This is a genomic window from Mycobacterium sp. E735 (assembly GCF_001666955.1).
In the GTDB taxonomy this organism is placed as follows: domain Bacteria; phylum Actinomycetota; class Actinomycetes; order Mycobacteriales; family Mycobacteriaceae; genus Mycobacterium.
On record NZ_LZIX01000072.1, the window covers coordinates 1 to 26,398 of the forward strand.

23 protein-coding genes and 1 other RNA gene are annotated in these 26,398 nt (G+C 69.5%); 11 read left to right on the forward strand and 13 right to left on the reverse strand.

Features of this window, described 5'->3' with window-relative positions; all coding sequences use genetic code 11:
• The first annotated feature begins 141 nt into the window (after positions 1-141).
• The 3 genes from lipB to A5704_RS05750 are packed head-to-tail and all read left to right on the forward strand — an operon-like array spanning position 142 to position 2,561.
• Positions 142-840, forward strand: a complete 699-nt coding sequence (gene lipB / locus A5704_RS05740; protein WP_067758007.1) for a lipoyl(octanoyl) transferase LipB — start codon at positions 142-144, stop codon at positions 838-840.
• On the forward strand, positions 837-1,760 hold the full coding sequence (lipA, locus tag A5704_RS05745) for a lipoyl synthase (protein ID WP_067758004.1): 924 nt from the start codon (positions 837-839) through the stop codon (positions 1,758-1,760). Before lipB ends, lipA begins: the two co-directional genes overlap by 4 nt.
• A 48-nt stretch (positions 1,761-1,808) precedes the next feature.
• The gene (locus A5704_RS05750) at positions 1,809-2,561 is read left to right on the forward strand and encodes a DUF4191 domain-containing protein (RefSeq protein WP_067758001.1); all 753 of its coding nucleotides are present in this window, start codon (positions 1,809-1,811) and stop codon (positions 2,559-2,561) included.
• 15 nt (positions 2,562-2,576) lie between these two features.
• Here the strand turns inward: A5704_RS05750 and A5704_RS05755 are convergent, their stop codons facing one another.
• Complete coding sequence (locus A5704_RS05755) at positions 2,577-2,999, reverse strand: RDD family protein (protein WP_067757998.1); 423 nt, start codon at positions 2,997-2,999, stop codon at positions 2,577-2,579.
• Between the two features lie 245 nt (positions 3,000-3,244).
• Between A5704_RS05755 and glnA the strand changes: the two genes are divergently transcribed.
• A complete protein-coding gene (gene glnA, locus A5704_RS05760) occupies positions 3,245-4,681 on the forward strand; it encodes a type I glutamate--ammonia ligase (RefSeq protein ID WP_067277809.1) in 1,437 nt (478 codons plus the stop codon).
• 499 nt (positions 4,682-5,180) lie between these two features.
• On the opposite strand, the gene A5704_RS05765 is transcribed toward glnA, so the two are convergent.
• The 8 genes from A5704_RS05765 to A5704_RS05800 form a co-directional block, all read right to left on the reverse strand.
• A complete protein-coding gene (locus A5704_RS05765) occupies positions 5,181-5,714 on the reverse strand; it encodes a GNAT family N-acetyltransferase (protein ID WP_067887807.1) in 534 nt (177 codons plus the stop codon).
• 154 nt (positions 5,715-5,868) lie between these two features.
• Entirely contained in the window at positions 5,869-6,729 is an 861-nt protein-coding gene (locus A5704_RS05770; protein ID WP_067887786.1) for a TIGR03619 family F420-dependent LLM class oxidoreductase, read from the reverse strand.
• Positions 6,726-7,373, reverse strand: coding sequence for a PaaI family thioesterase (locus A5704_RS05775; RefSeq protein ID WP_082954785.1), 648 nt, complete (start codon positions 7,371-7,373; stop codon positions 6,726-6,728). Before A5704_RS05775 ends, A5704_RS05770 begins: the two co-directional genes overlap by 4 nt.
• The gene (locus tag A5704_RS05780; RefSeq protein ID WP_067887820.1) at positions 7,370-10,366 is read right to left on the reverse strand and encodes a bifunctional [glutamine synthetase] adenylyltransferase/[glutamine synthetase]-adenylyl-L-tyrosine phosphorylase; all 2,997 of its coding nucleotides are present in this window, start codon (positions 10,364-10,366) and stop codon (positions 7,370-7,372) included. The genes A5704_RS05775 and A5704_RS05780 overlap by 4 nt, the downstream gene beginning before the upstream one ends.
• Positions 10,367-10,429: 63 nt before the next feature.
• Entirely contained in the window at positions 10,430-11,767 is a 1,338-nt protein-coding gene (locus A5704_RS05785; RefSeq protein WP_067757990.1) for a glutamine synthetase family protein, read from the reverse strand.
• 91 nt (positions 11,768-11,858) lie between these two features.
• A complete protein-coding gene (locus A5704_RS05790; protein WP_156737617.1) occupies positions 11,859-13,421 on the reverse strand; it encodes an alpha/beta hydrolase in 1,563 nt (520 codons plus the stop codon).
• A gap of 106 nt (positions 13,422-13,527) precedes the next feature.
• The gene (locus tag A5704_RS05795) at positions 13,528-15,084 is read right to left on the reverse strand and encodes an alpha/beta hydrolase (protein WP_067887793.1); all 1,557 of its coding nucleotides are present in this window, start codon (positions 15,082-15,084) and stop codon (positions 13,528-13,530) included.
• A 57-nt stretch (positions 15,085-15,141) separates the two neighbouring features.
• Positions 15,142-16,533, reverse strand: a complete 1,392-nt coding sequence (locus A5704_RS05800; RefSeq protein WP_067887796.1) for a wax ester/triacylglycerol synthase family O-acyltransferase — start codon at positions 16,531-16,533, stop codon at positions 15,142-15,144.
• 132 nt (positions 16,534-16,665) lie between these two features.
• Here A5704_RS05800 and panB point away from each other — a divergent pair, with 132 nt between their 5' ends.
• The 3 genes from panB (at position 16,666) to A5704_RS05815 (ending at position 20,503) form a co-directional block, all read left to right on the forward strand.
• Positions 16,666-17,511 (forward strand): 3-methyl-2-oxobutanoate hydroxymethyltransferase, encoded by an 846-nt coding sequence (gene panB / locus A5704_RS05805; protein ID WP_067783998.1) that lies wholly within the window; start codon positions 16,666-16,668, stop codon positions 17,509-17,511.
• A 130-nt stretch (positions 17,512-17,641) separates the two neighbouring features.
• Positions 17,642-18,823, forward strand: a complete 1,182-nt coding sequence (locus tag A5704_RS05810; RefSeq protein ID WP_067757974.1) for a 1,4-beta-xylanase — start codon at positions 17,642-17,644, stop codon at positions 18,821-18,823.
• A 150-nt stretch (positions 18,824-18,973) separates the two neighbouring features.
• Positions 18,974-20,503 (forward strand): CYTH and CHAD domain-containing protein, encoded by a 1,530-nt coding sequence (locus A5704_RS05815; RefSeq protein WP_067887798.1) that lies wholly within the window; start codon positions 18,974-18,976, stop codon positions 20,501-20,503.
• Positions 20,504-20,509: 6 nt separating this feature from the next.
• Here A5704_RS05815 and rnpB read toward each other — a convergent pair.
• An RNA gene (gene rnpB / locus A5704_RS05820) (RNase P RNA component class A) lies at positions 20,510-20,910 on the reverse strand.
• Between the two features lie 102 nt (positions 20,911-21,012).
• Here rnpB and A5704_RS05825 point away from each other — a divergent pair.
• The 4 genes from A5704_RS05825 to A5704_RS05840 are packed head-to-tail and all read left to right on the forward strand — an operon-like array spanning position 21,013 to position 24,685.
• On the forward strand, positions 21,013-21,723 hold the full coding sequence (locus A5704_RS05825) for a 2OG-Fe(II) oxygenase (RefSeq protein ID WP_067887801.1): 711 nt from the start codon (positions 21,013-21,015) through the stop codon (positions 21,721-21,723).
• 45 nt (positions 21,724-21,768) lie between these two features.
• Positions 21,769-22,938, forward strand: coding sequence for a cytochrome P450 (locus tag A5704_RS05830; protein ID WP_067757966.1), 1,170 nt, complete (start codon positions 21,769-21,771; stop codon positions 22,936-22,938).
• On the forward strand, positions 22,935-23,129 hold the full coding sequence (locus A5704_RS05835) for a ferredoxin (protein WP_067757963.1): 195 nt from the start codon (positions 22,935-22,937) through the stop codon (positions 23,127-23,129). Before A5704_RS05830 ends, A5704_RS05835 begins: the two co-directional genes overlap by 4 nt.
• A 44-nt stretch (positions 23,130-23,173) precedes the next feature.
• Positions 23,174-24,685, forward strand: a complete 1,512-nt coding sequence (locus A5704_RS05840; RefSeq protein WP_067887826.1) for a molybdopterin-dependent oxidoreductase — start codon at positions 23,174-23,176, stop codon at positions 24,683-24,685.
• A gap of 3 nt (positions 24,686-24,688) precedes the next feature.
• Here the strand turns inward: A5704_RS05840 and A5704_RS05845 are convergent, their stop codons facing one another.
• The 3 genes from A5704_RS05845 to A5704_RS05855 all read right to left on the reverse strand — a co-directional run.
• Complete coding sequence (locus A5704_RS05845; protein ID WP_067757960.1) at positions 24,689-24,889, reverse strand: hypothetical protein; 201 nt, start codon at positions 24,887-24,889, stop codon at positions 24,689-24,691.
• 21 nt (positions 24,890-24,910) lie between these two features.
• Positions 24,911-25,492, reverse strand: a complete 582-nt coding sequence (locus A5704_RS05850; protein WP_067757957.1) for a TetR-like C-terminal domain-containing protein — start codon at positions 25,490-25,492, stop codon at positions 24,911-24,913.
• A 19-nt stretch (positions 25,493-25,511) separates the two neighbouring features.
• A partial coding sequence (locus tag A5704_RS05855; protein ID WP_067887804.1) for a bifunctional RNase H/acid phosphatase occupies positions 25,512-26,398 on the reverse strand: 887 nt, incomplete at its 5' end.

Sequence of the window (26,398 nt, forward strand, 5' to 3'; positions counted from 1 at the left end):
CGAAGCGGGTCGCCGCCATCGGGCTAGCGGCGATCGCAAGCGCGGCGCAGCCGGGCGAAGCGGGTCGCCGCCATCGGACTAGCGGCGATCGTGGCTGACGCAGCGTCGCGGCTTGCCTGCCCGGCGAGTAGCGTCGCGAACGTGATCGATTCCATCCGGTCCAGCCGGGCCGCGATCGACGTCCGCCAGCTCGGAACCGTCGAATACCGCACGGCCTGGCAGTTGCAGCGCGAGCTGGCCGACGCCCGGGTCGCCGGCGGCGGCGACACGCTGCTGCTGCTCGAGCACCCGCCGGTCTACACCGCGGGACGGCGCACCGAGCCGCACGAACGACCGGTGAACGGCACGCCCGTAGTCGACACCGACCGCGGCGGCAAGATCACCTGGCACGGCCCGGGGCAGCTGGTCGGCTATCCGATCATCGGCCTGAGCGAGCCGCTCGACGTGGTGAATTACGTGCGGCGCCTCGAGGAGGCGCTGATCAAGGTGTGCGGCGACCTGGGCCTGGAGACGTGCCGGGTGCACGGCCGGTCCGGGGTGTGGGTGCCGGGCGGTGCCGGGCGGCCCGACCGCAAGGTCGGCGCCATCGGTGTGCGGGTCTCGCGGGCGACCACCCTGCACGGGTTCGCGCTCAACTGTGACTGCGACCTCGACGCGTTCGGCACGATCGTGCCGTGCGGCATCACCGACGCCGACGTGACCTCGCTGTCGGCCGAGTTGCGGCGCCCGGTGGCTGTCGGGGACGTCCGCGCGGCCGTCGCAAACGCCGTCTGCGACGCCCTCGACGGGGTCCTGCCGGTCCGGGAACACCCCGGCACGCGCGTAGCATCAGCGATGTGACTGTCGCACCCGAAGGCCGCAAGCTCTTGCGCCTGGAGGTCCGCAATGCGCAAACCCCGATCGAGCGCAAGCCGCCGTGGATCAAGGTGCGGGCCCGGATGGGGCCCGAATACACCCAGCTGAAAAGCCTGGTGCAGCGCGAAGGCCTGCACACCGTCTGCGAAGAGGCGGGCTGCCCCAACATCTTCGAGTGCTGGGAGGACCGGGAGGCCACGTTCCTGATCGGCGGCGACCAGTGCACCCGCCGCTGCGACTTCTGCCAGATCGACACCGGCAAGCCCGCCGCCCTGGACCGCGACGAGCCCAGGCGCGTCGCCGAGAGCGTGCAGACCATGGGATTGCGCTACGCCACGATCACCGGGGTGGCCCGCGACGACCTGCCCGACGGCGGGGCCTGGCTCTACGCCGAGACCGTGCGCGCGATCAAGGAGCTCAACCCGTCGACCGGGGTGGAGCTGTTGATCCCCGACTTCAACGGTGAGCCCACGCGGCTAGCCGAGGTGTTCGAATCACGCCCGGAAGTGTTGGCGCACAACGTCGAAACCGTGCCGCGGATCTTCAAGCGGATCCGGCCCGCGTTCAGCTACCGGCGCAGCCTGGACGTCATCGCCGCGGCACGCGAGTTCGGGTTGGTCACCAAGAGCAACCTCATCCTCGGGCTGGGCGAGACCGCCGACGAGGTGCGCACCGCCCTGGCCGACCTGCGGGGCGCCGGCTGCGACATCGTCACCATCACCCAGTACCTGCGTCCGTCCACCCGGCACCACCCGGTCGAGCGCTGGGTGCGGCCCGAGGAATTCGTCGAGTTCGCCCGCGACGCCGAAGGGCTGGGCTTCTCCGGGGTGCTGGCCGGGCCGCTGGTGCGATCGTCCTACCGGGCGGGCCGGCTCTACGAGCAAGCGGCGCGCACCCGCGCCTGAACCTGCCGCGCCGCCGTGGCGGCCCGCGCCGATACGTATCCTTTGACTATGGCTAAACCCCGCACCGCCGCTGAGAACAAGGCCGCCCGGGCACAGGCGCAGGCCGCGCGCAAGGCCGCCGCGAAGGAGCGCCGCGCCCAGCTGTGGCAGGCGTTCAACCTGCAGCGCCGCGAGGACAAGCGACTGCTGCCGTACATGATCGGCGCCTTCGTCGTCATCGTGGGCATCTCGGTGGCGGTCGGTGTGTGGGCCGGCGGGTTGACGATGATCACCCTGATCCCACTCGGCGTGGTGCTGGGCGCGCTGGCCGCGTTCATCGTCTTCGGCCGTCGCGCGCAGAAGAGCGTCTACAGCAAGGCCGAGGGCCAAACCGGCGCGGCCGCATGGGCTTTGGACAACCTGCGCGGCAAGTGGCGGGTGACGCCCGGGGTGGCCGCGACCGGTCACCTCGACGCGGTGCACCGGGTGATCGGCCGTCCCGGCGTCATCCTGGTCGGCGAGGGATCCTCGGCCCGGGTCCGCCCGCTGCTGGCCCAGGAGAAGAAACGCACCGCGCGCCTGATCGGCGATGTGCCGATCTACGACCTGGTCGTCGGCAACGGCGAAGACGAGGTTCCGCTGGCCAAATTGGAGCGCCACCTCAACCGCCTGCCGGCCAACATCACCGCCAAACAGATGGACACGCTGGAGTCCCGGTTGGCCGCCCTGGGCACGCGGGCCGGCGCCGCCGTCCTGCCGAAGGGCCCGCTCCCGAACGCCGGCAAGATGCGTGGTGTGCAGCGCACCGTGCGGCGTAAGTAGCCAGATCGGAGCCAATCAGCGCCGGACGACCGCCGTCGCGGTCAGCCGGTCCTGCATACCGCGGCCGTCCCAATCGGTGAACAACGCCGGGACGACCATCCCGACGAGCCCGCCCCGCACCACCGCCCGGACGACGCCGACCGCCCCGCGCCCGTCGACCGTCACCACCCGTAGACCCAGCACCAACTGACCGGGCGTGAAGCCGAACAGCCGCACCGAAACCACGCCGAGCACGAACCAGATGCCCAGCACCGCCGTCGACAGCATGTGTTCGGAGAACAAGCCGAAGCGCATGGCCAGCGCGGCCAGGCCGTACGAGATCAGCCAGTCGATCATCAGCGCGCCCAGCCGGCGGCCCATCGGGGCCAGCGAACCGGGTCCGGTCTGCGGCAGGCCCAGCCGCTCGCCGGGATAGGTGGACGGCGAGTCCGGCGTCATCGTCTGGAGCCGGGCTTCGACTCGGCGACGAGCGCGTCCCGCGACCCCGACCGAACGCTGCGCCGGGGCACCGGAAGAGTTACGATCCAGCGGTCCATGGCCCCACAATAGAACCCGCCGGTGACGGCGCCTCTTTTGTGAACAACATGGGTCGCGTAACGTGCGCGCAACACGGGGTTGACTGGCGGGCAACATCTGCTCCATAGCGTCAGGCCGCGGATCTCACCAAGTAAAGGAGCATTTCTGTGACGGAAACGACGCCCGACGACGTTTTCAAACTCGTAAAGGACGAGGACGTCGAGTTTGTCGACGTTCGGTTCTGTGACTTGCCAGGCATCATGCAGCACTTCACGATTCCGGTTTCGTTCTTCGACGAGAGCGTCTTCGAGGACGGCCTGGCCTTCGACGGCTCCTCGATTCGCGGATTCCAGTCCATCCACGAATCCGACATGCTGCTCCTGCCCGACCCCGCGACGGCGCAGATCGACCTGTTCACCGAACACAAGACGCTGAACCTGAACTTCTTCGTGCACGACCCGTTCACGCTCGAGCCCTACTCGCGTGACCCGCGCAACATCGCGCGCAAGGCCGAGAACTACCTGATCAGCACCGGCGTCGCGGACACCGCCTACTTCGGCGCCGAGGCAGAGTTCTACATCTTCGACTCGGTCAGCTTCGACTCACGCACCAACGGCTCCTTCTACGAGGTCGACGCGATCTCGGGCTGGTGGAACACCGGCGAGCCCACCGAGAACGACGGCACCCCCAACCGCGGCTACAAGGTCCGCCCCAAGGGTGGGTACTTCCCGGTCGCCCCCGTCGACCACTACGTCGACCTGCGCGCCCAGATGCTGTCGAACCTGATCAAGGCCGGCTTCAGCCTGGAGAAGGGCCACCACGAGGTGGGCAGCGGCGGGCAGGCCGAGATCAACTACAAGTTCAACACTTTGCTGCACGCCGCCGACGACATGCAGCTGTACAAGTACATCGTCAAGAACACCGCCTGGCAGAACGGCAAGACCGTCACGTTCATGCCCAAGCCGCTGTTCGGTGACAACGGCTCCGGCATGCACACGCACCAGTCGCTGTGGAAGGACGGCAGCCCGCTGATGTACGACGAGACCGGTTACGCCGGCCTGTCGGACACCGCGCGGCACTACATCGGCGGTCTGCTGCACCACGCCCCGTCACTGCTGGCCTTCACCAACCCGACCGTCAACTCCTACAAGCGACTGGTCCCGGGTTATGAGGCGCCGATCAACCTGGTCTACAGCCAGCGCAACCGCTCGGCGTGCGTGCGTATCCCGATCACCGGCAGCAACCCGAAGGCCAAGCGCCTCGAGTTCCGTTGCCCCGACTCGTCGGGCAACCCGTACCTGGCGTTCTCGGCGATGCTGATGGCCGGGCTGGACGGCATCAAGAACAAGATCGAGCCGCAGGCCCCGGTGGACAAGGACCTCTACGAGCTTCCGCCGGAAGAGGCCGCCAACATCCCGCAGGCGCCCACCCAGCTGTCCGCGGTGATCGACCGTCTGGAAGAGGACCACGAATACCTCACCGAGGGCGGCGTTTTCACGCCCGACCTGATCGAGACGTGGATCAGCTTCAAGCGCGAGAACGAGATCCTGCCGGTGCAGATCCGCCCGCACCCCTACGAGTTCGCGCTCTACTACGACGTTTAATCCGCAACCGAAACCACCCGCGTCGGCGACCGCCGCGCGGGTGGTTTCGGTTGTGCGGCTCCCGGGTTAGCGGCCGCCGCGGCGCCCCGGTCCATCGCCGGCGCCCGGACCGTCACCGGCGCCGGGTCCGAATCGCCCTGAGCCGGGCCCCAGGCTGGGACCCGGACCGGCGCTCGGACCCGGCCCGGGGCCGGGGTGGGCCGCCCGACACCAAAAGCCAGCCGCCGCAACGGAAGCGGCTGAGGCCGCAAACCGTGCTCGTCGAAGCCGAAAGTTCAGATTTAAAGCCTTGCGGCCGCAACGTGTGGGGGGCTAGCTTCAAGCGCATGACAATCAGCACCGCACAGACAATGGTCGGAAGCCGCATGGGCGGCGGAGCCGGCGGAGGCCGCTTCGGTGGCGGAGCGGGCGGAGGCTTCGTGGGCGGCGGTGCCGGCGGGGGCTTCGTGGGCGGCGGAGCCGGCGGAGGCTTCGTCGGCGGCGGAGCCGGCGGGGGCCGCTAACCGATCACGATCGACCCGGGGGGCTCGTCGGGTTCGGCGCCGCCACCCAGGTCGAGTTGCATCCACGCGACGTCGTGCCAGCGGCCGTGTTTCCATTCGACGCGGCGATAGAGGCCGGCGTCGCGGAACCCGAACGACCGGTGAAATGCGTTGCTGCCCTCGTTCGGCTGGGTGATGCCGGCAAATGCCTGCCGGTACCCCCGCTCGCCGAGCCGGCGCAGTAGCTCCGCATAGAGTTGGCGGCCCGCACCCGTGCGGTGCCGATCGCGGTCGACGTAGATTCCGGTCTCGACCGACCACCGGAAGCTGGGCAGTCGCCAGAACACATGGCCGTAGGCGAAACCCACGACCCCACCGTCCCGCTCGAGCACCAGCCATTCATGGGCGTCGTCGATGCGGGCGGCCATCTCCCCGACGCTGGGCACCTCGATTTCCCAACTGATGGCCGTGTCCTCGACATACGGCCGGTAGACGCCGAGGCACGCCTCCGCGTCCCGCGCGGACGCCGGACGCACGAGGCCGGTCGGCATGCGGATCATTCTTTCAGGCCGGCAAGGGATTACAAACCGCCCGCCCGAGCTCGCGAGACATAAACCATGGCGCAAGTTCACGGCGTGTCTTCGCCGTAGGTTATGTGTCGTGACGAAGAGGTGGCGAAGAGGCGAAAAGGCCGGGAGGCGAGAACTAGCCGTCGAGCGCGAGGTCCTTGCGGAAGCGCCGCATGCCGTCGATCTTGTCGTCCAACGACGCATCCGGCCCGGCGTAGAACATCCACGGCATGGTGATGATGCCGGTGATGCCGGCCTCGGCGGCCCGCCGGTAGTCGGCGGTCGTGAAGGCGTCGGTCAGCGGCGTCAGTACGGTGAAATCGTCCATCGACAAACCCTTTTCGGCCCGCAGCTCCCGCAGCTTGCCCACCGCCTCGATGGCGCGTTCGGTCTTGATCAGATCGCCGATCCAGCCGTCGTTGCGGGCGGCGCGACGCAGCGCGATGTCACTGAGGCCGCCGACGTACACCGGTATCGGCGGCGGCGTCGGCTCCATTTCCAGCCGCGGTGCGGAAAAGAACGCGCCCTCGAATTCGGTCCAGCCGGGCTGCCACAGCGCCCGCATCAACTCGATGATCTCGTCGGTCCGCTTCCCGCGCGCCTCGAACGGCTCGCCCATCAACGCGAACTCCTCGCGGCACCAGCCGACGCCGATACCGAGTTCCACCCGGCCCGACGCCAGAACCGCCGCGGTGCCAATGGCTTTGGCCGCCGAATACGGGTTGCGCATCGCGGGGATGTAGACGGTGTTGACGAAGCGCAGCCGCGTGGTGACCTGAGCCAGCGCGCCGACGAGGACCCAGGGATCCGGCCAGTCGGTGAACGGCTGCCAGCGGCGCTCCCCGTCCTTGGTGTAGGGATACGGGGTGTCCAGGGTCTCCAGGTTGACGACGTGGTCGGGGATTCCGATGCCGTCGTAGCCGAGTTCGTCGGCGGCCTTGGCGAGTTCGATGATCTCCCGGGTGTTCAGGAAGGCGCTGCTGATGTAGAACTTCATTCGGCTTCCCGCGCCCACGCCGGCTCGATGAACACGCCCTCGGCCTCGACGGTGACCCCGGCGGCGTCCGAAATCGTGCCGCGCGCAAACACTTTGCGGCCCTCCTTGCCTTCCACCCAGGCGTCGCAACGAAGCGGGCCCAACGGCGTGCCGCGCAGGTACTTCACGGTGATGGTGCCGGTGAAACGCGCCTTGGACAGCCCCTCGCTGGCCGCCTCGCCGAGCAGGTGGTCGAGCACCAGGGCGCTGACGCCGCCGTGCACCAGCTTGGGCGGGCCCTCGTAGGCCGCGCCGAGGACGAACTCGCTCCAGCAACGGCCGCCGCCGTCGTGGTGGATGATCAGGGGCGGGGCGATCGGATTGCCCAGGCCGATCGCGGCGTTTCCCAGCGTCAGCGGGCGGCTGCCGTCGACGCGGTAGCTCACCCCGGTCGGCCGGGTTTGTTGCCGCAACGACTTGGTGACGGCCTCGATGGTGGAGCGCGCTTCGGCGACGACGTCGTCGTCGGCGGCGGTGTGGATGGTGGCGTCGATGAGCTCCCGGACCGCGTCGGCCAGCGGCGCATACCTGGCCGTCACCCGTTGCGCCTCCGCCGCGCTGAGTACCTCGAATGTGGCGTCCAGCGCGCCGGTCTCCTGACTCAACTCCCAAACACCTTCCGTACCACGGCTTTTGCCCGCCTCGTCACCCGCAGATAGTTGTCCAGGAACTCCCCGCCGTCGTCGGTCGGCCAGCCCGCGGCCACCGCGACCGCATTGAGCTGGCGCCCCGGCCCCGGCAACTGGTCGGTGGGCTTGCCGCGGACCAACACCAGCGCGTTGCGCGCCCGGGTTGCCGTCAGCCACGCCTGCCGGAGCAGGTCGACCTCCTCGGCGGGCACCAGCTCGGCCGCCGCGATCGCGTCGAGGCATTGCAGCGTCGAGGTGTTGTGCAGCGCGGGAATCTCGTGCGCGTGCCGCAACTGCATCAGCTGCACGGTCCATTCGACGTCGGCCAATCCGCCGCGGCCCAGCTTGGTGTGCGTGTTCGGGTCCGCGCCGCGCGGCAACCGCTCGGCGTCCACCCGGGCCTTGATGCGGCGGATCTCCCGCACCGCCTCGGCGGACACCCCGTCGGCCGGGTAACGCGTCTTGTCGGCGATCAACAAGAACCGCTGGCCCAGGTCCGCGTCGCCGGCGACCGCGTGCGCCCGCAGCAGGGCCTGGATTTCCCACGGCTGCGCCCACTGCGCGTAGTAGGCGGCATAGGAACCCAGCGTGCGCACCAGCGGACCCTGGCGGCCCTCGGGCCGCAGGTTGGCGTCCACCTCGAGCGGCGGGTCGACGCTGGGCGTGCCCAGCAACGTGCGCACCTGCTCGGCGACCGTCGTCGACCACCGGATCGCCACCGAGTCCTCGACACCGGCCGCCGCCTCGCACACGAACATCACGTCGGCGTCGGACCCGTAGCCCAGCTCGGCGCCGCCCAGCCGGCCCATGCCGATCACCGCTATCGCCGCCGGCGCCCTTCCTTTTTCGGAGCCGTCCTTGGGGAGGTTGGCACGAATGATGGCGTCCAACGCGGCCTGCAGCACGGCGACCCACACCGAGGTGAGCCCTCGGCACACCTCGGTGACCTCGAGGAAACCGAGCAGGTCGGCCGACCCGATGCGGGCCAGTTCGCGCCGGCGCAGCGTGCGGGCGGCGGCGATCGCGCGCACCGCGTCGGGGTGCCGGCCGGCCGAGGCGATCAGCGCCCGGGCCACCACGGCGGGGTCCGTCTCGAGCAGTTTGGGCCCGGCCGGTCCGTCGCTGTAATCCTGAATCACCCTGGGCGCGCGCATCAATAGGTCCGGCACGTAGGCGGACGTGCCCAGCACGTGCATGAGCCGCTTGGCCACCGCGGGCTTGTCGCGCAGCGTGGACAGGTACCAGGTCTCCGCGGCCAGCGCCTCGGAGAGGCGCCGGTAGGCCAACAGCCCGCCATCGGGGTCGGGGGCGTACGACATCCAGTTCAGCAGCCTGGGCAACAGCACCGACTGCACCCGGCCCCGCCGGCCGCTCTGATTGACCAGCGCCGACATGTGTTTCAGCGCGGTCTGCGGGCCCTCGTAGCCGAGCGCGGCGAGCTGCCGTTCGGCGGCCTCCGAGGTCATGCCGTGACCGATCTCCAGCCCGGCCGGGCCGATCGATTCCAGCAGCGGCTGGTAGAAGAGCTTGGCGTGCAGCTGCGACACGCGCAGGTTCTGGTGGCGCAGCTCCTCGCGCAGCACGCCCGCCGCGTCGTGCCGGCCGTCGGGCCGGATGTGCGCGGCCCGCGCCAGCCAGCGCACCGCCTCCTCGTCGTCGGCATCGGGCAGCAGGTGGGTGCGCTTGAGCCGCTGCAGCTGCAGCCGGTGCTCGAGGAGCCGCAGGAACTCGTAGGAAGCGGTCAGGTTCGCCGCGTCCTCGCGCCCGACGTAGCCGCCCTGGCCCAGCGCGGCCAGCGCGTCCACGGTGGACGCCACGTGCAGCGACTCGTCACTGCGGCCGTGCACCAGCTGCAGCAGCTGCACCGCGAACTCCACGTCGCGCAGGCCGCCGCTGCCCAGTTTGATCTCGCGGCCGCGCACGTCGGCGGGCACCAGCTGCTCGACCCGGCGGCGCATGGCCTGCACCTCGACCACGAAATCCTCACGCTCGCAGGCGACCCACACCATCGGCATCAGCGCGCTCAGGTAACGCTCGGCGAGCTCCCGATCACCCACGGCCGCGCGGGCTTTCAGCAACGCCTGGAACTCCCAGGTCTTCGCCCAGCGCTGGTAGTAGGCGATGTGCGATTCGACCGTGCGGACCAGCTCCCCGCTGCGGCCCTCGGGCCGGAGCCCGGCGTCCACCTGGAAGAAGGCCGACGAGGCCACCCGCATCATCTCGCTGGCCAGCCGGGTGGTCACCGCGTCGGCGCGCTCGCCGACGAAGATGACGTCGACGTCGCTGACGTAGTTCAGTTCGCGGGCACCGCATTTGCCCATCGCGATGACCGCCAGCCGTGGCGGCGTCCGGTCGCCGCACACCGTCGCCTCGGCCAGCCGCAGCGCGGCGGCCAGGGCGGCGTCCGCCAGGTCCGACAGCTGGGCGCCCACCACGGCGAACGGCAGCACCGGTTCGTCCTCGACCGTCGCGGCCAGATCGAGCGCGGCCAGGAGCAGCAGGTGGTCGCGGTACAGGGTTTGCAGCCGCGGCACTGCCGACGCGGAGTCGCCCGGCGCCTCGTCGACGCACGCGGTGAACGACGCACACAGCTCCTCGTGCGAGGGCAGTTTCGCCTTGCCGCGCAACAGTTTCCACGACTGCGGGTGCACGGCCAGGTGATCGCCCAGCGTTAGCGAAGAGCCGAGTACCGCGAACAGCCGCCCGCGCAGCGGGCGCTCGGTGAGCAACGCGGCGTTGAGCTCGTCCCAGCCGGTCTCGGGGTTCTCCGCCAGCCGAATCAGGGCCCGCAATGCGGCGTCGGGGTCTGGTGCGCGCGACAGCGACCACAGCAGGTCGACGTGGGCCTGGTCGTCGTGGTCATACCAACCCAGCTGCGTCAGGCGATCGCCCGCTGGAGGATCGACCAGGCCGAGCCGCCCCACGCTGGGCAGCCGGGGGCGCTGCGTCGCGGGTTTGGTCACGACCACGACGGTATCGCAACCCGCCTGCCGCAACGGTGAAAGGCGGGCGACCCGACGAGGCCGGCGCCGTTACAGCGACAGGTAGGTGCTCAGCTCGTAGGGCGTGACGTGGCTGCGGTAGTTGGCCCACTCCCTGCGCTTGTTGCGCAGGAAGAAGTCAAAGACGTGCTCCCCCAACGTTTCCGCCACGAGTTCGGAGGCCTCCATGGCTTTCAGGGCGCTGTCGAGGCTGGTGGGCAGCTCGCGGTAGCCCATCGCGATCCGCTCCTCGGGTGTCAGGTCCCACACGTTGTCCTCGGCCTGCGGGCCCAGCACGTAGCCCTTCTCCACCCCGCGCAGGCCGGCCGCCAGCAGCACGGCGAAGGTCAGGTAGGGGTTGCAGGCCGAGTCGGGACTGCGCACCTCGACGCGGCGCGACGACGTCTTGTGCGGGGTGTACATCGGCACCCGCACCAGTGCGGACCGGTTGGCCGCGCCCCACGACGCCGCGGTGGGCGCCTCGCCCCCGTGCACCAGTCGCTTGTAGGAGTTCACCCACTGGTTCGTCACGGCGCTGATCTCCGAGGCGTGTTCCAGAATCCCGGCGATGAACGACTTGCCCACATCGGACAGCTGCAGCGGGTCGTCGGGGCTGTGGAAGGCGTTGACGTCGCCCTCGAACAGGCTCATGTGGGTGTGCATCGCCGAGCCGGGGTGCTCGGCGAACGGCTTGGGCATGAACGACGCCCGCGCGCCGTTCTCGATGGCGACCTCCTTGATGACGTAGCGGAACGTCATCACGTTGTCGGCCATGGACAGCGCGTCGGCGAACCGCAGGTCGATCTCCTGCTGGCCGGGCGCACCCTCGTGGTGGCTGAATTCCACCGAGATCCCCATGAACTCCAGCGCCTCGATCGCGTGGCGGCGGAAGTTCGACGCCGAGTCGTGCACGGCCTGGTCGAAGTAGCCGGCCGTGTCGACGGGCACGGGCCGCGACCCGTCGTCGGGGCCGGGCTTCAGCAGGAAGAACTCGATCTCGGGGTGGACGTAGCAGGAAAAGCCCAGGTCATTGGCCTTCTGCAGCTGCCGGCGCAGCACGTGCCGCGGGTCGGCCCAGGAGGGCGAGCCGTCGGGCATGGTGATGTCGCAGAACATCCTGGCCGAGTGGTGATGGCCGCCGGAAGCCCACGGCAGCACCTGGAAGGTCGAGGGGTCGGGGTTGGCCACGGTGTCGGATTCCGAGACTCGCGAGAAGCCCTCGATCGAGGAGCCGTCGAACCCGATGCCCTCCTCGAAGGCGCCTTCCAGTTCGGCCGGGGCGATGGCCACCGACTTGAGCGTGCCGAGCACATCCGTGAACCACAGCCGAACAAAGCGGATATCCCGTTCCTCCAGGGTGCGGAGGACGAATTCCTTCTGGCGATCCATAACCGAAACAGTAGGCAACGGCTGTTAATTCTGTGTTACCGACGCGCGATCGGAACAATTGCGAACATTGCAAACATGCTGCTCAGTGCGGTCAGGACTGGCACCGGTAGGCCGGGGGCGGCAGCGTGCCCGCGACGAGGTAGCGCGTGACGGCAGAGTCCACGCACTGGTCGCCGTTGAACACCGCGGTGTGCTGCGTCCCGTCGTAGGTGATCAGCGGCCCGCCCAGCTGGCGCGCCAGGTTGACCCCGGCCTGGTAAGGGGTGGCGGGGTCGTGCGTGGTGGAGACGACGACGACCTTGCCGGGCGCCGCGGGTGAGGCGGCGTGCGGCGTCGACGTGGCCGGCACCGGCCAGAGCGCGCACAGGTCGCGGGGCGCGTTCCCGGTGAACTGGCCGTAGCTCAGGAACGGGGCCGCCTGACGGATGCGCTGATCGGCGGACACCCAGCTCGCCGAGTCCTTCGGCGTGGGCGCGTCGACGCACCGGATCGCATTGAAAGCATCCTGATCGTTTGTGTAGTGCCCGCTGCGGTCGCGGCCCTCGTAGTCGTCGGCGAGCAGCAGCAGGTCGCCGGCGTCGGTGCCGCGCTGCAGCCCGAGCAGCCCACTGGTCAGGTACTTCCAGTGCGCCGGGGTGTAAAGCGCGTTGATGGTGCCGGTCGTCGCGTCGGCGTAGCTCAGGCCGCGAGGGTCCGAGGTGCGGCCCGGCTTGGCCACCAGCGGGTCGACCAGCGCGTGGTAGCGGTTGATGAATTGGGCCGGGTCGGTGCCCAGCGGGCAGCCCGCCGAGCGGGCGCAGTCGGCGGCGTAGTCGTTGAAGGCGGTTTGGAATCCCGCCATCTGCTGGACGTTTTCGTCGACCGGGCCGACCGTGGGGTCGATGGCGCCGTCGAGCACCATCGTCCGAACGTGGGCACCGAAGCGCTCCAGGTACGCGGTGCCCAGCTCGGTGCCGTAGCTGTAGCCGAGGTAGTTGATCTGATCGTCGCCCAGCGCCTGGCGGACCATGTCCATGTCGCGCGCCACCGACGCGGTGCCGACGTTGGCCAGAAACCCGGTGCCCATCCGGGAAACACACTGCTGAGCCACCTGTTGGTAGAGCTGTTCGATGTGCGCCACCCCGGCCGGGCTGTAGTCGACCATGGGCTCGCGCCGGTAGGCGTCGAACTCGGCGTCCGTCCGGCAGCGCAGGGCCGGGGTCGAGTGGCCAACGCCCCGCGGGTCGAAGCCGACCAGGTCGAAGTTGCGCCGGATGGGAGAGCTCTCGAGATCCGACGCCATGCCGGCCACCATGTCGACCGCCGACCCGCCGGGGCCGCCCGGGTTGACCAACAGCGAGCCGATCCGCTGGCCGGTCGCCGGGACGCGGATCACCGCCAGGTTGGCTTGTCCCGCACCGGGATTGTCGTAGTCGACCGGGACGGAGACGGTGGTGCACTGCGCGGTGGGGACATCCTTTGTGTCCGTGGCGAATTGACCGCAACTCCCCCAGGCCTGCGGCGTCGCGGCGGACGGCCTGGGTGCCGGGGTCTGCCCCGCACCCGGTTCGGGGGTGGCGCCCGCCACCGGCTGTCCCACCGCGGATTGCCCGACCAACAGCCCGAATGACAGCAGCGCCGAGCTCAAGGTTCTCAGGCGCGACATGGCTGTCATCGTGTCAGCCTCCGGTACCCGAAGCGGCGCGAAACGGTTACGCCTTGGTCTCGTCTGCGCCGCACCGGCGCGTTGGATTGCGCTCGGACTCAGACCCGTACGCGCACTAGCACTTTGCCCCGCTGGGGGGCGTGGCGCCGCCGACCAGATACGCCGTGACGTAGTTGTCGATGCACCCGTCGCCCTGGAACACGACCGTGTGCTGGGTGCCGTCGTAGGTGAGCAGCGAACTGCGCAGCTGGTTGGCCAGATCGACGCCGGCCTTGTACGGGGTCGCCGGGTCGTGGGTGGTCGACACCACCACGGTCGGCGCCAGGCCGGGCGCGGAGATGGTGTGCGGCTTGCTGGTCGGCGGTACCGGCCAGAACGCACAGGTGCCCAGGGGCGCGTCGCCGGTGAACGTGCCGTAGCTCATGAACGGCGCGATCTCCCGCGAGCGCCGGTCTTCGTCAATCACCTTGGCCCGGTCGGTGATCGGCGGCTGATCGACGCAGTTGATGGCGACCCGGGCGTCGGTGGCGTTGGTGTAGTGGCCGTGCGCGTCGCGCCGCATGTACATGTCGGCCAGGGCCAGCAGGGTGTCGCCCCGGTGGTTGACCAGTTCGCTCAGCCCGTCGGTCAGGTGATGCCACAACGTCGGCGAGTACAGCGCCATGATGGTGCCGACGATGGCGTCGCTATAGCTCAGTCCCCGTGGGTCGTTCGTCGGCGCCGGCCTGCCGACCATCGGGTTGTTGGGGTCGACGAGCGGGTCGACCAGGCTGTGGTAGACGTCGACGGCCTTGGCCGGGTCGGTGCCCAGCGGGCAGGTCGGTTGCTTCGCGCAGTCGGTGGCGTAGTCGTTGAACGCGTCCTGAAATCCCTTGGCCTGCCGCAGGTCCGCCTCGATCGGGTCGGCGTTGGGGTCGACCGCCCCGTCGAGGATCATCGCCCGCACCTTGTCCGGGTACGCCTCGGCGTAGGCCGAGCCGATCCGGGTGCCATAGGAGTAGCCGAGGTAGGTCAGCTTGTCGTCGCCGAGCGCCGCGCGGATCGCGTCCAGATCGCGCGCGACGTTGACGGTGCCGATGTTGGCCAGAAAGTTCTTGCCCATCTTGTCGACGCAGCGGCCGACGAATTCCTTGGTCTCGTCCTCGATGTGGGCCACGCCCGCCGGGCTGTAGTCGACGTTGGGCTCGGTGCGCAGCCGGTCGTTGTCGGCGTCGGAGTTGCACCAGACCGCCGGCCGCGACGACCCGACCCCGCGCGGGTCGAAGCCCACCAGGTCGAACCGTTCGCGAACCCGCTTGGGCAGCGACTGCACGACGCCCAGCGCGGCCTCGATGCCGGATTCGCCGGGACCGCCGGGGTTGATCACCAACGAGCCGACCTTGTCCCCGGTGGCGGGGAAGCGAATCATCGCCAGCGTCGCCACGTCACCGTCGAGGTGGTTGTAGTCGACGGGCACGGCCAGCTTGCCGCACAGCGCGCCGGGCGGAATCTTGGCCTTCGGGTTCGCCGAGCGGCACGGTGTCCACTCCACCGCCTGCCCCAGCTTCGGCTCGGCCAGCACGGCGCGCCCACCGACGACGCGCACGCAACCCGCGAGGAGGAGCGCTACGGCCGCGACCGTTGTCCAAACCAGCAGCGTGCGCGCGACCTTGACGCGGCGAGACAGACCCATGCCAACATATGCTGCCAGAGGAAACCTGAGATCCTCATGAGCGGCACCACCGTCCGGCTACCGGGTGACCGCCAGCAGCTCTTCCATCGCCACCGCAAACTCGTCGGCCATCTCCCACAAGTCCGGCAACAGATCCGGGCACGAGAGCAACCCGATGTCCAACTTGCCCTGCAGGGACATGGCGGTGATGTTGAGTCCGGACCCGTGGAAGATCGGCCCCAGCGGATACATCGCCTTGACCTCGCAGCCCAGCATGTACAGCGGGACCTGCGGGCCAGGCACGTTGGACACCACCAGGTTGTGCACCGGCATGGTGTCGGTGAACCGCGTCCTGGCGTAGAGCCGCATCGCGATGCCGAAAACGGCGGGCGCCGCGAATTGCGTCCAATCCTGCAACAGCGAGGCGCCGATGGCGGAACTGTGTTCCTTGGCAACCGAATTCGCATGGGCGATGGCCCTGAGGCGCTCCGCGGGATCCGCGATGTCGGTGTGCAGGCTGGAGAACATCGCCGACACCTGGTTGCGGCCGGGCCGGTCGGATTTGCCGTGCACCGAAACCGGCACCGACGCCACCAGGGGCGAGTCCGGTAAAGCGTCTCGGTCGGCCAGGAATTGGCGCAGCACGCCGGAAACCAGCGCCATCACCACGTCGTTGACTTTCACGCCGAAATGGTTCTTCACCGCCTTGACGTCGCCGAGATTCAATTCGGCGTAGGCGATGTTCCGACGGTCCGTGATCCGGGCGTTGAACACGGTCGCCGGCGCGGCGAACGGCCGCGCCATGGCTTGGCCCTCCAGCGCCCGCCGCAGCGTCGCGACCACCGAGGAGACGGTGTCGGGCACCACATTGGCCAGCTGCAGCGGCCGGGCGGCGAACCGGACGAGCCCGCCCGCGGCGATCTGCCATCCGCTGGCGCCGCCGACCCCGCCGGCCGGGTCCGGAGGCGGCGCGTCGGCTTCGGTGCTGCACAGCTGCGACATCAGGTTGGCGCCGGTCACCCCGTCGACGCCGGCATGGTGCACCTTGGTCATCACCGCCAGCCGCCCGTCACGATGGCAGTCGGTGCCCGCCACGCCTTCGATGACCCACATCTCCCACAGCGGGCGGCGCCGGTCCAACGGCGACTCGGCGATGTGACCACAGATCTCCGCGAGCTCGGCGCGGCCGCCGGGCGCCGGCAATGCGATGCGGTGCAGATGCCGGTCAAGGAGGAAGTTCTCGTCGTCGACCCAGACCGGATGGTCGAGATTCAGCGGGCTGTTGGCCAGCTTCTCGCGGAACTCCGGGATGGCCTTGATGCGGAGCGACAGCGCGTCGCGCAGCCGGTCGAAGGTGTACCCGCCGGGCATGGTCGAGGTGTCCAGCTCCATGATCGAGCACACGTGCATGGGCTGCGACGAGGTCTCCAGGTAGAGGAAGCTGGCGTCGAGTCCGCTGAGCCGCTGCATGCCCGCATGGTATGTCTCACATCACACGGACGGTGCGACGGCGCAGCGGAGATGGCAGAATGGCACCGTCAGACGAACCCGGGGACCCGATCAGGGCCACGAGGATCGACCCGACCAGCACTAGGGACAATGATGTCTGAGCAGAACGTTTATGGTGCAAGCACGCCCGAGCACTCGCAGCCGCTCACCAAGATCCGCACCCACCACCTGCAGAAGATGAAGGCCGAAGGGCACAAGTGGGCCATGCTCACGGCCTACGACTATTCGACCGCACGGATCTTCGACGAGGCCGGCATTCCGGTCCTGCTGGTGGGCGACTCGGCCGCCAACGTCGTCTACGGGTACGACACCACCGTGCCCGTCTCCATCGACGAGATGATCCCGCTGGTGCGCGGCGTGGTGCGCGGCGCCCGGCACGCCCTGGTCGTCGCGGACCTGCCGTTCGGCAGCTACGAGGCGGGACCGGCGGCGGCCTTGGCCTCCGCCACCCGCTTCATGAAGGAGGGCGGCACGCACGCCGTCAAGCTCGAGGGCGGCGAGCGGGTGGCCGAGCAGATCGCCTGCCTCACCGCGGCGGGCATCCCCGTGATGGCCCACATCGGGTTCACGCCGCAAAGCGTGAACAGCCTGGGCGGCTTCCGGGTGCAGGGCCGCGGCGACGGAGCGGAACAGACCGTCGCCGACGCGATCGCGGTCGCCGAAGCCGGTGCGTTCTCCGTCGTGATGGAGATGGTGCCCGCCGAACTCGCCACCCAGATCACCGGCAAGCTGACCATCCCGACGATCGGCATCGGGGCGGGCCCGAACTGCGACGGCCAGGTACTGGTCTGGCAGGACATGGCCGGCGTCAGCAGCGGCAAGGCGGCCCGCTTCGTCAAGCGGTTCGCCGACATCGGTGGAGAATTGCGGCGGGCCGCAATGCAATATGCGCAAGAGGTGGCCGAGGGCGCTTTTCCCGCCGACGAGCACTGCTTCTGACAAATTCCTGGGCCGCTGGCCACCAAAACCGAAACTCGTTGTGTGGCAGGCGGGTACGATTGCTCTTGGGTAAGGTCTCGACTCCGAGAGCAAGGGTGAGCACATCGACCGGGGGACTCGCGGTGACTTCGTGCACCGCCGCACGGTGCTGAAGATACCGCTGCTATTGGCAGGAGGCGCCGCACTGGCCAAAGCACCACGCGCGGCGGCGCAGCCCGCGCCCGGCACCTCTCCGCAGGCGGCCCGCTGGTCCGCCGAGCGCGCCAACCGCTGGTATCAGGCGCAGGGCTGGCCGGTCGGCGCGAACTACATCACATCGAACGCGATCAACCAGCTGGAGATGTTTCAGCCGGACACGTTCGACGCCCGACGCATCGACACCGAGCTGGGCTGGGCCCGCGCCAACGGGCTCAACTCGGTGCGCGTCTTCCTGCACGACCAGCTGTGGACGCAGGACCGTCGGGGATTCCAGGCCCGCGTCGCCCAGTTCGTCGACATCGCGGCGCGCCACGACATCAAGCCGCTGTTCGTCTTGTTCGACTCCTGCTGGGATCCCCGCCCCGAAGCCGGTCCGCAGCGCGCGCCGACGCCCGGCGTACACAACTCCGGCTGGGTACAGAGCCCGGGCGCGGAACGCCTCGGTGACCGCGGCTACGTCCAGACCCTGCGCGGCTACGTCACCGGGGTGCTGACGCAGTTCCGCACCGACGACCGCGTTTTGGGCTGGGACCTGTGGAACGAGCCCGACAATCCGTCGAAGTACTACCGCTCGGCCGAGCGGGACGACAAGCTCGACCTCGTCGCCGACCTGCTCCCCCAAGTCTTCGGCTGGGCCCGCTCGGTCGATCCGTCCCAGCCGCTCACCAGCGGAGTCTGGGATGGCGAGTGGGCCGACGCGGGGCGCCGCAGCGTGATCAGCGGCATCCAGCTGGACAACTCCGACGTCATCACCTTCCACTCCTACGCCGAGCCGGGAGAGTTCGAGAGCCGCATCGCCGAGCTCACACCCCAAGGGCGCCCGATCCTGTGCACCGAATACATGGCCCGGTCGTTGGGCAGCACCGTCGAGGGCATCCTGCCCGTCGCCAAGCGTTACAACGTCGGCGCGTTCAACTGGGGACTGGTCGCCGGGAAAACCCAGACCGTATTCCCCTGGGACTCATGGGAGCACCCCTACCCCACCGTGCCGGCCGAGTGGTTCCACGACCTGCTGGCGCCCGACGGACGGCCCTTCCGCGATCCCGAGGTTCAGGCGATTCGCGAGCTGGGCGGCCTGGCGATGCACCTGCGCGAAGATCCGTCGCCCGGCTGATCTACCGACCCCGATTCTCGACGGCCGGCCCACGGCGCGCGGCGGCGATCGCCGCCATTCGCGTAACCGCGGTATGGCAGGCTATGGGAGCCCATCACCAAAGTCCCCGACGTTCAAGGCCGCGGCGACGCGCCCTCAACGGAGCCGAAAATGCCTGCAAAAGCGCCACAGACCTCCCGTCATTTAGAGGTCGAGCGCAAGTTCGATGTCGGCGAGTCCGCCGTGTCACCCTCGTTCGAAGGCATTGCCGCGGTGGCGCACGTCGACAAGTCGCCGACCCAGACGCTGGACGCGACGTACTTCGACACGCCCAACCAGGACCTCGCCCGCAACAAGGTCACCCTGCGCCGCCGCACCGGTGGCACCGACGCGGGATGGCACCTGAAGCTGCCCACCGGTCCCGAGGCGCGCACCGAGGTCCGGATGCCGCTGGACGCGTCCGGGGCCGACGCGGTGCCGGAGGAGCTGGTCGACGTCGTGCTGGCGATCGTCCGCGACCGCCCCCTCGTGCCGGTCGCGCGCATCACCACCCGGCGCGAAAGCCAGGTGTTGTACGGCGCCGACGGCGCGCCGTTGGCCGAGTTCAGCAACGACCACGTCACCGCGTGGTCGGCCCGTACCTCCGAGGACGCCGACCTGGAACCCACCCAGCAGGAGTGGCGCGAATGGGAACTCGAGCTCGTCGAGTCCGGCGGGACACCCGACACCGAGCTGCTCGACCGGCTGGGTAACCGGCTGCTGGACGCCGGCGCCGCACCCGCCGGCCACGCCTCCAAGCTGGCCCGGGTGCTCGGCACGACACCGCAACCCGACGCCGACCCCGCCGAGCACCCGCTGCAGCGCGCGGTGGCCGCGCAGATCCGCGAACTGCTGGTGTGGGACCGCGCCGTGCGGGCCGACGCCTTCGATTCCATCCACCAGATGCGGGTCACCACCCGCAAGCTGCGCAGCCTGCTGCGCGACTACCAGGAGTCGTTCGGATTGCCCGACGACGGCTGGGTCCTCGACGAACTGCGCGAACTGGCCGGCATCCTCGGCGTCGCCCGCGACGCCGAGGTGCTCGCGGAGCGTTACGAGCGCGAATTAGACGGACTGACAGCGGATCTGGTGCGCGGACCGGTGCACGAGCGCCTGGTCGGCGGCGCCCAGCGCCGCTACCAGACCGGGCTGCGCCGGTCGCTGATGGCCATGCGGTCGCAGCGCTACTTCCGCCTGCTCGACGCCCTCGATGAGATCGCGGCCCAACCGCCCGGCAGCGCGACGGGCGAGGAGCACGCCCCGGTCACCATCGACTCCGCCTACAAGAAGGTGCGCAAGGCCGCCAAGGCCGCAGCCCAGGTCGACGAAGACCACCCCGACCATCCGCACGAGCGCGACGAGGCGATCCACCGGATCCGCAAGCGGGCCAAGCGCCTTCGCTACACCGCCGCGGCCACCGGTGAGGACAAGGTGTCCGAACAAGCGAAGGCGGTCCAGTCACTGCTCGGCGACCACCAGGACAGCGTGGTCAGCCGGGAGCACCTGCGGCATGAATCCGAAGCCGCGCACGCCGCCGGCGAGGACACCTTCACCTACGGCCTGCTCTTCCAGCAGGAGGCCGACCTGGCCGAGCGGTGCGAGCAACAGCTCGACGACGCGTTGCGCAAGCTCGCCAAGGCGGTGCGCAAGGCACAGCGCTGAGCGGGGCGGACGAGTTGGCCTGTAAGCCGGATTCTGTTCCGCGCGCCACCGGAGACCGGGGACGCGCAGCGGCGACCATCCATCTGGACACACCGTTGCCGGGTGCCTCGAGCGGCCTACCCGCAGGCTCGGGCGAGCAACCCTCGAACGCCTGCGCGGCCGCGCCTCACGGCGCGGCCTTCTTGGCCTTGCTTCGGGTGGGGTTTGCCTAGCCACCCCGGTCACCCGGGATGCTGGTGCGCTCTTACCGCACCGTTTCACCCTTACCACCGCGAGGGTGGCGGTCTGTTTTCTGTGGCACTGTCCCGCGAGTCACCTCGGATTGCCGTTAGCAATCACCCTGCTCTGTGAAGTCCGGACTTTCCTCGAACCGCCCTGCGGCGGTCCGCGGCCGCCCGGCCAACTCGTCCGCGACGATCCACGGTACTACCCGCGCGATCCCGGGGCCAGCAACCATCGCGCGCCGGCCCTATCGTGGACCACGCAGGCAGGCACAGGGAAGGACGCCGATGTCCCGGTGGAAGAAGCGCGTCGACTCCGGCGAATGGGACGCCATCGCCGCCACGCTCGACGAGTACGGCGGGGCGCTGCTGCCGCGGTTGATCACCGACGGCGAGGCGGCCCGGCTCCGCAAGCTCTACGACGACGACGGCCTGTTCCGCTCGACCATCGACATGGCGCCCAGGCGGTACGGCGCCGGGCAGTATCGCTACTTCCACGCCCCCTATCCCGACCCCATCGAGGAGCTCAAACAGGCGCTGTACCCGAGGCTGTTGCCGATAGCCCGCGACTGGTGGGGCAAGCTGCGCCGCGACGCGCCGTGGCCGGACAGCCTCGACGATTGGCTGGCCAGCTGCCACGCGGCAGGCCAGACCAGGTCCACCGCGCTGATGCTCAGGTACGGCCCCGGCGACTGGAATGCCCTGCACCGAGACCTCTACGGCGACTTGGTCTTTCCACTGCAGGTGGTGATCAACCTCAGCCATCCCGACACCGATTACACCGGCGGCGAATTCCTGCTCGTGGAACAGCGGGCGCGTGCGCAATCCCGCGGCACGGCAACCCAATTGCCGCAGGGTCACGGGTTCGTTTTCACCACGCGTGAGCGGCCGGTGCCGTCGAGCCGCGGCTGGTCCGCGGCGCCGGTGCGCCACGGTGTCTCGGTCGTGCGGTCCGGCGAACGCTTCGCCATGGGGCTGATCTTCCACGACGCGGCCTGAGGGAAGACCATTGCCCAACCGGGGTGTTGGTGCCAGTCTGACCAGATGACAGATACCGAAGGGTTCGTCGACCAGACGGTGACGGGTCTCGCGGAACCGCAGCCGATGTACAAGGCGTTGCGCGAATCGAGTCCGGTGTTCCGGTCGCCGCAGGCGGTCGTTCTGAGCCGGTTGGCCGACATCGAGATGGCGCTCAAACACACGGAACTGTTCTCGTCGAACATGGACGCGGTCGATCTGGGCAATGTGCGGCCCCTGATCCCGCTGCAGATCGACCCGCCCGAGCATGCGAAGTACCGCCGCATCCTCGACCCGCTCTTCACGCCGCGGGAGATGGCCCGACGCGAACCCCGCGTCACCGAACTGGTGAACGAGATGATCGACCGCTTCGCCGACCGGGGCGAATGCGACTTTCACGCCGAGTTCGCGGTGCCCCTGCCCTGCACCGTTTTCCTGCAGTTGCTCGGGTTGCCGCTGGAAGACCTCGACAAGTTCCTGGAATGGAAGGACGGGGTGATCCGCCCGGAGGGGGACTCCGGCTTCGACCGCCGCCACGAGAGCTCCGCCGCGGTCGCCCAACAAATCTACGACTACTTCGACCGCGCCATCGACGACCACATCGCCAGCCCCCGCGACGACGTGCTGTCGGCGATGATCGCGGCCGACATCGCCGGCCAGCCGCTGTCGCGCGAGGAACTCCTGGACATCTGCTTCTTGTTCCTGATCGCCGGCCTGGACACCGTCACCGACTCGCTCGACTGCTTCTTCGTCTACCTGGCCCGCCATCCCGAGCACCGTCGCCAGCTGGTCGAGCAGCCCGACGTGCTGCCCAGCGCCGTCGAGGAGTTGTTGCGCTGGGAGACACCGGTGCCGGGCGTCGCCCGGGTCGCCGTTCAGGACGTCGAGGTGGGCGGGTGTCCGATCAGCAAGGGCGAGCGGGTCAGCCCGCTGCTGGGGGCGGCCAACACCGACCCCGCCGAGTTCGCCGACCCGGAGCTGGTGGACTTCACCCGCAACCCGAACCGGCACCGCGCGTTCGGCGGTGGTCCGCACCGGTGTCTCGGCTCCCACCTGGCCCGCATGGAGCTGCGGGTGGCCCTGCGCGAATTCCATCGCCGCATACCGGATTACGAGATCAGGCCCGGCACCCAGTTGACCTACACCGCCGCGCTGCGCTCGGTGGAGGCGCTGCCGCTGGTATTTCCGACGTCATGACCCGCGTCTCGGTGGACGCCGACCGCTGCACCGGGCACGGCCGCTGCTACACGCTGGCGCCCGACGTCTTCGACGCCGACGAGGTGGGCCACTCCGTCGTGCTCGTCGGCGACGTCTCCGGTGAACTCGAGGCCCAGGCCGTCACCGCGGAGCAAAACTGCCCCGAAGGCGCCATCTCCCTGACCCGTTGAGACCCAAAGTGAATCCGGTGGCGACCGCGCCGTCCAACGATCGGATGATCGCGGGGGTCGCCGCCGCATCGGTCGCGCTCGGGGTGGCCCAGCTGGTGGGCATCCCGTTCGGTGCGCGGGCCGACGCGCGGGCCGCGATCGGCGCGGCCGTCGTCGACCTGACACCCGGCCCGGTCAAGGAGTGGGCGATTCAGACGCTGGGCTCGTTGGACAAACTCTTCCTCGCCGCGGCCGTGCTGGTGGTGATCGCCGCGATCGCCGCCATCGCCGGGACGTTCGAGACTCCGCGCCGCCCGGTCGGGAGCGCCGTGATCGCCGCGGCGGGCGCGCTCGGCTGCGTCGCGGTGCTGTCGCGGCCGGGCGCGACGGCGCTCGACACCATCCCGACCCTCGCCGGCGCCGCCTGCGGCGTCGCCGCCCTGCGCCTGCTCACCCGCCGCCTACGCCCGGTCCCCGAAGACACCGGCGACCACGACGAGCCGGATGCCGGCAGGCGCCGGTTGGTCGTGCTCGGGGTACTCGGATTCGGCGTGGTGAGTGGCGTTGCGGGCGCTGTCATCACGCGGTTGGCGCATTCGGTCGCCGCCGACCGCATCAGCTTCGCGCTGCCCAAACCGCGCACCCCGGCGCCCCCGATACCCCCGGATGTGCAGCCGAAAGGCGTTGCGCTGCCGAGCTTTGTCACCCCCAGCGCCGACTTCTACCGGGTGGACACCGCGCTCAGCGTCCCCCAACTCAGTCACTCCGACTGGCGGCTGCGCATCCACGGCATGGTGAACCGGGACGCCACCTACGGCTTCGCCGACCTCGCCGGCTTTGAGGTGGTCGAAAAGGTGGCCACGCTCACCTGCGTGTCCAATCCCGTTGGCGGCAACCTCATTTCGACCGGGGTCTGGACGGGCTATCGCGTGGCCGATCTGTTGGCCGCGGCCGGTGTGCGTCCGGAAGCCGACATGGTGCTCTCGACGTCGATCGACGGGTTCACCGCGGGAACGCCGGTGGACGCGCTCACCGATGGCCGCGACGCGCTGCTGGCGGTCGCCCTCAACGGTGAGCCCCTGCCCATCGAGCATGGCTATCCGGCCCGGCTGGTCGTGCCCGGGCTCTACGGGTACGTGTCGGCCACCAAGTGGGTCGTCGACATGGAGCTGACCCGCTTCGACAAGGCGGAGGCGTACTGGACGCGGCAGGGCTGGGCGGCGCGCGCGCCCGTCAAGACCGAGTCGCGGATCGACGTGCCGAAAAGCGGCCAGCGGGTGCCGGTGGGTCCCGTCGTTTTCGGCGGCGTGGCGTGGGCGCAGAATCGCGGCGTGCGGTCCGTGGAAGTCCGCGTCGACGACGGCGCCTGGCAGGCCGCCGAACAGGGCGCCAGCTACTCCAACGAGACGTGGCGGCTGTGGAGCTTCCCCTGGCAGGCGAAAGACCCTGGGCGGCACACCATCACGGTGCGCGCCACCGACAACACCGGGGCCACCCAGACCTCGGACAGGGCCGCCAGCGTCCCCGACGGCGCCACCGGCTGGCACACGGTGGACTTCACCGTCACCGGGGCCTGACACCTACTTCGACGACAGCTTCCGCCAGCTGAGCACCGCGATCACGATGCCGATCACCGCCGTGATGGGACCGATGACGGACCAGGTCGTGGTGTTGCTCATCGGGCTGCCGCCAAGCACCCCGAATCCCTGCAGCGCCCAGATCAAACCGAACAACGCGACGATCACACCCAAGGCCAATGTCGCGACCGCTGTCCTTCTCATAGGCGGATGGTACGACCCGGCTCAGCGGCGGGCCAGGGCGTGCCACGCCATGTCGACGATGGCCGCGCAATAGCCGTCGTCGACGGGAACGTCGGAGTACAGGGCGCGAATGTTGAGCGGCGCCAGCACGATCTGAACGGCGGCCAGGGTGTCGACGCCCTCGCGCAGCTCGCCCCGCTCCCTGGCCCGGTCCACGATTGCGCGCACGGCGGCGAAATGCACCATCCAAAATCTCACCCGGGTAGCTTCGTCGTGCCCGCCGCGGGTGTCCATCACCAGCGCACGCAGTATTGTGCGGCCGACCTCGGTGTTGATCCGGTTCGTCACGTTGCGGGCCAGGGCCTCCAGGTCGCCGCGCAGCGACCCGGTGTCGGTCCCCGCGCTCTCGCTCTCCAGGTCGGAGAGCACCGCATCCACGATGAGTTGGCGCCGATCCTCCCAGTACCGGTACACCATGGCCGCGTCGATGCGGTGCCGCTCGGCCAGCGCCTCGATGCTGAACCGCTCGAGACCCCAGCGCGCCAGCTCGTCGAGCACCGCCGGCATCACCCGTGCCCGGACATCCGCGGGGACGGATTCACGGATCGGCTCGGACGGCTGCATCGACGTCTCCTTACCCCGGCTAGAGGTACCCGGTTTGGTTCACCAGGCGCACGGACGAGGCCCCGTCAGGATAGAACTCGGCGATGCTCAGCGACGCCAGATCGAGGTGCAGGCGATAGAGGATGCCCGGCCCGGCCTCCAGCGCCAACCGCAGCAGCATCTTGATCGGCGTCACGTGCGACACCACCAGCACCGTCGTGCCGGGGTGCGCGGCGATGATCCGTTCGCGGGCCCGCACCACCCGGTCGAGCACGTCGTCGAAGCTCTCACCCCCCGGCGGGGTGGTGCCGGTGTCACGCAGCCAGCGGCCGTGCAGCTCCGGGTCGCGCTCGGCGGCCTCGCCGAAGGTCAGCCCCTCCCACGCGCCGAAATCCGTCTCGATCAAGTCGTCGTCGACGGTCACATCCAGGCCGAGCGCCTTGGCCGCCCGGGCCGCGGTGTCGTAGGCCCGCTGCAGGGGCGAGGCGAACACCGCCGAGATCCCGCCGCGCTCGGCCAGATATCGCGCCGCGGCGTCCGCCTGGCGGCGACCCACCTCGGTGAGCGCCGGATTGCCGCGACCCGAATAGCGGCGCTGCGCCGACAGCTCGGTCTGGCCGTGCCGCAGCAACAGCAGCCTGGTCGGCGTGCCGCGCGCGCCCGTCCAGCCTGGCGCCTGCGGGGATTGCGGCACAACGGTTTTCGGGGGCTCGGCCGCGCGCTCCTCGGGTTCTTCCGCCAGGCCGCCGGCGGCCGCCGCGTCCATCGCCTCGTTGGCCAGCCGGTCGGCGTAGGAGTTGCGCTCACGCGGAATCCATGTGTAGCTGACCCGGTCGAACCGCGCCGCCAGCGTTCGGGCCTGGCCGTGCAGTTCGACCAGGTCGGGATGCTTGACCTTCCACCGCCCCGACATCTGCTCCACCAACA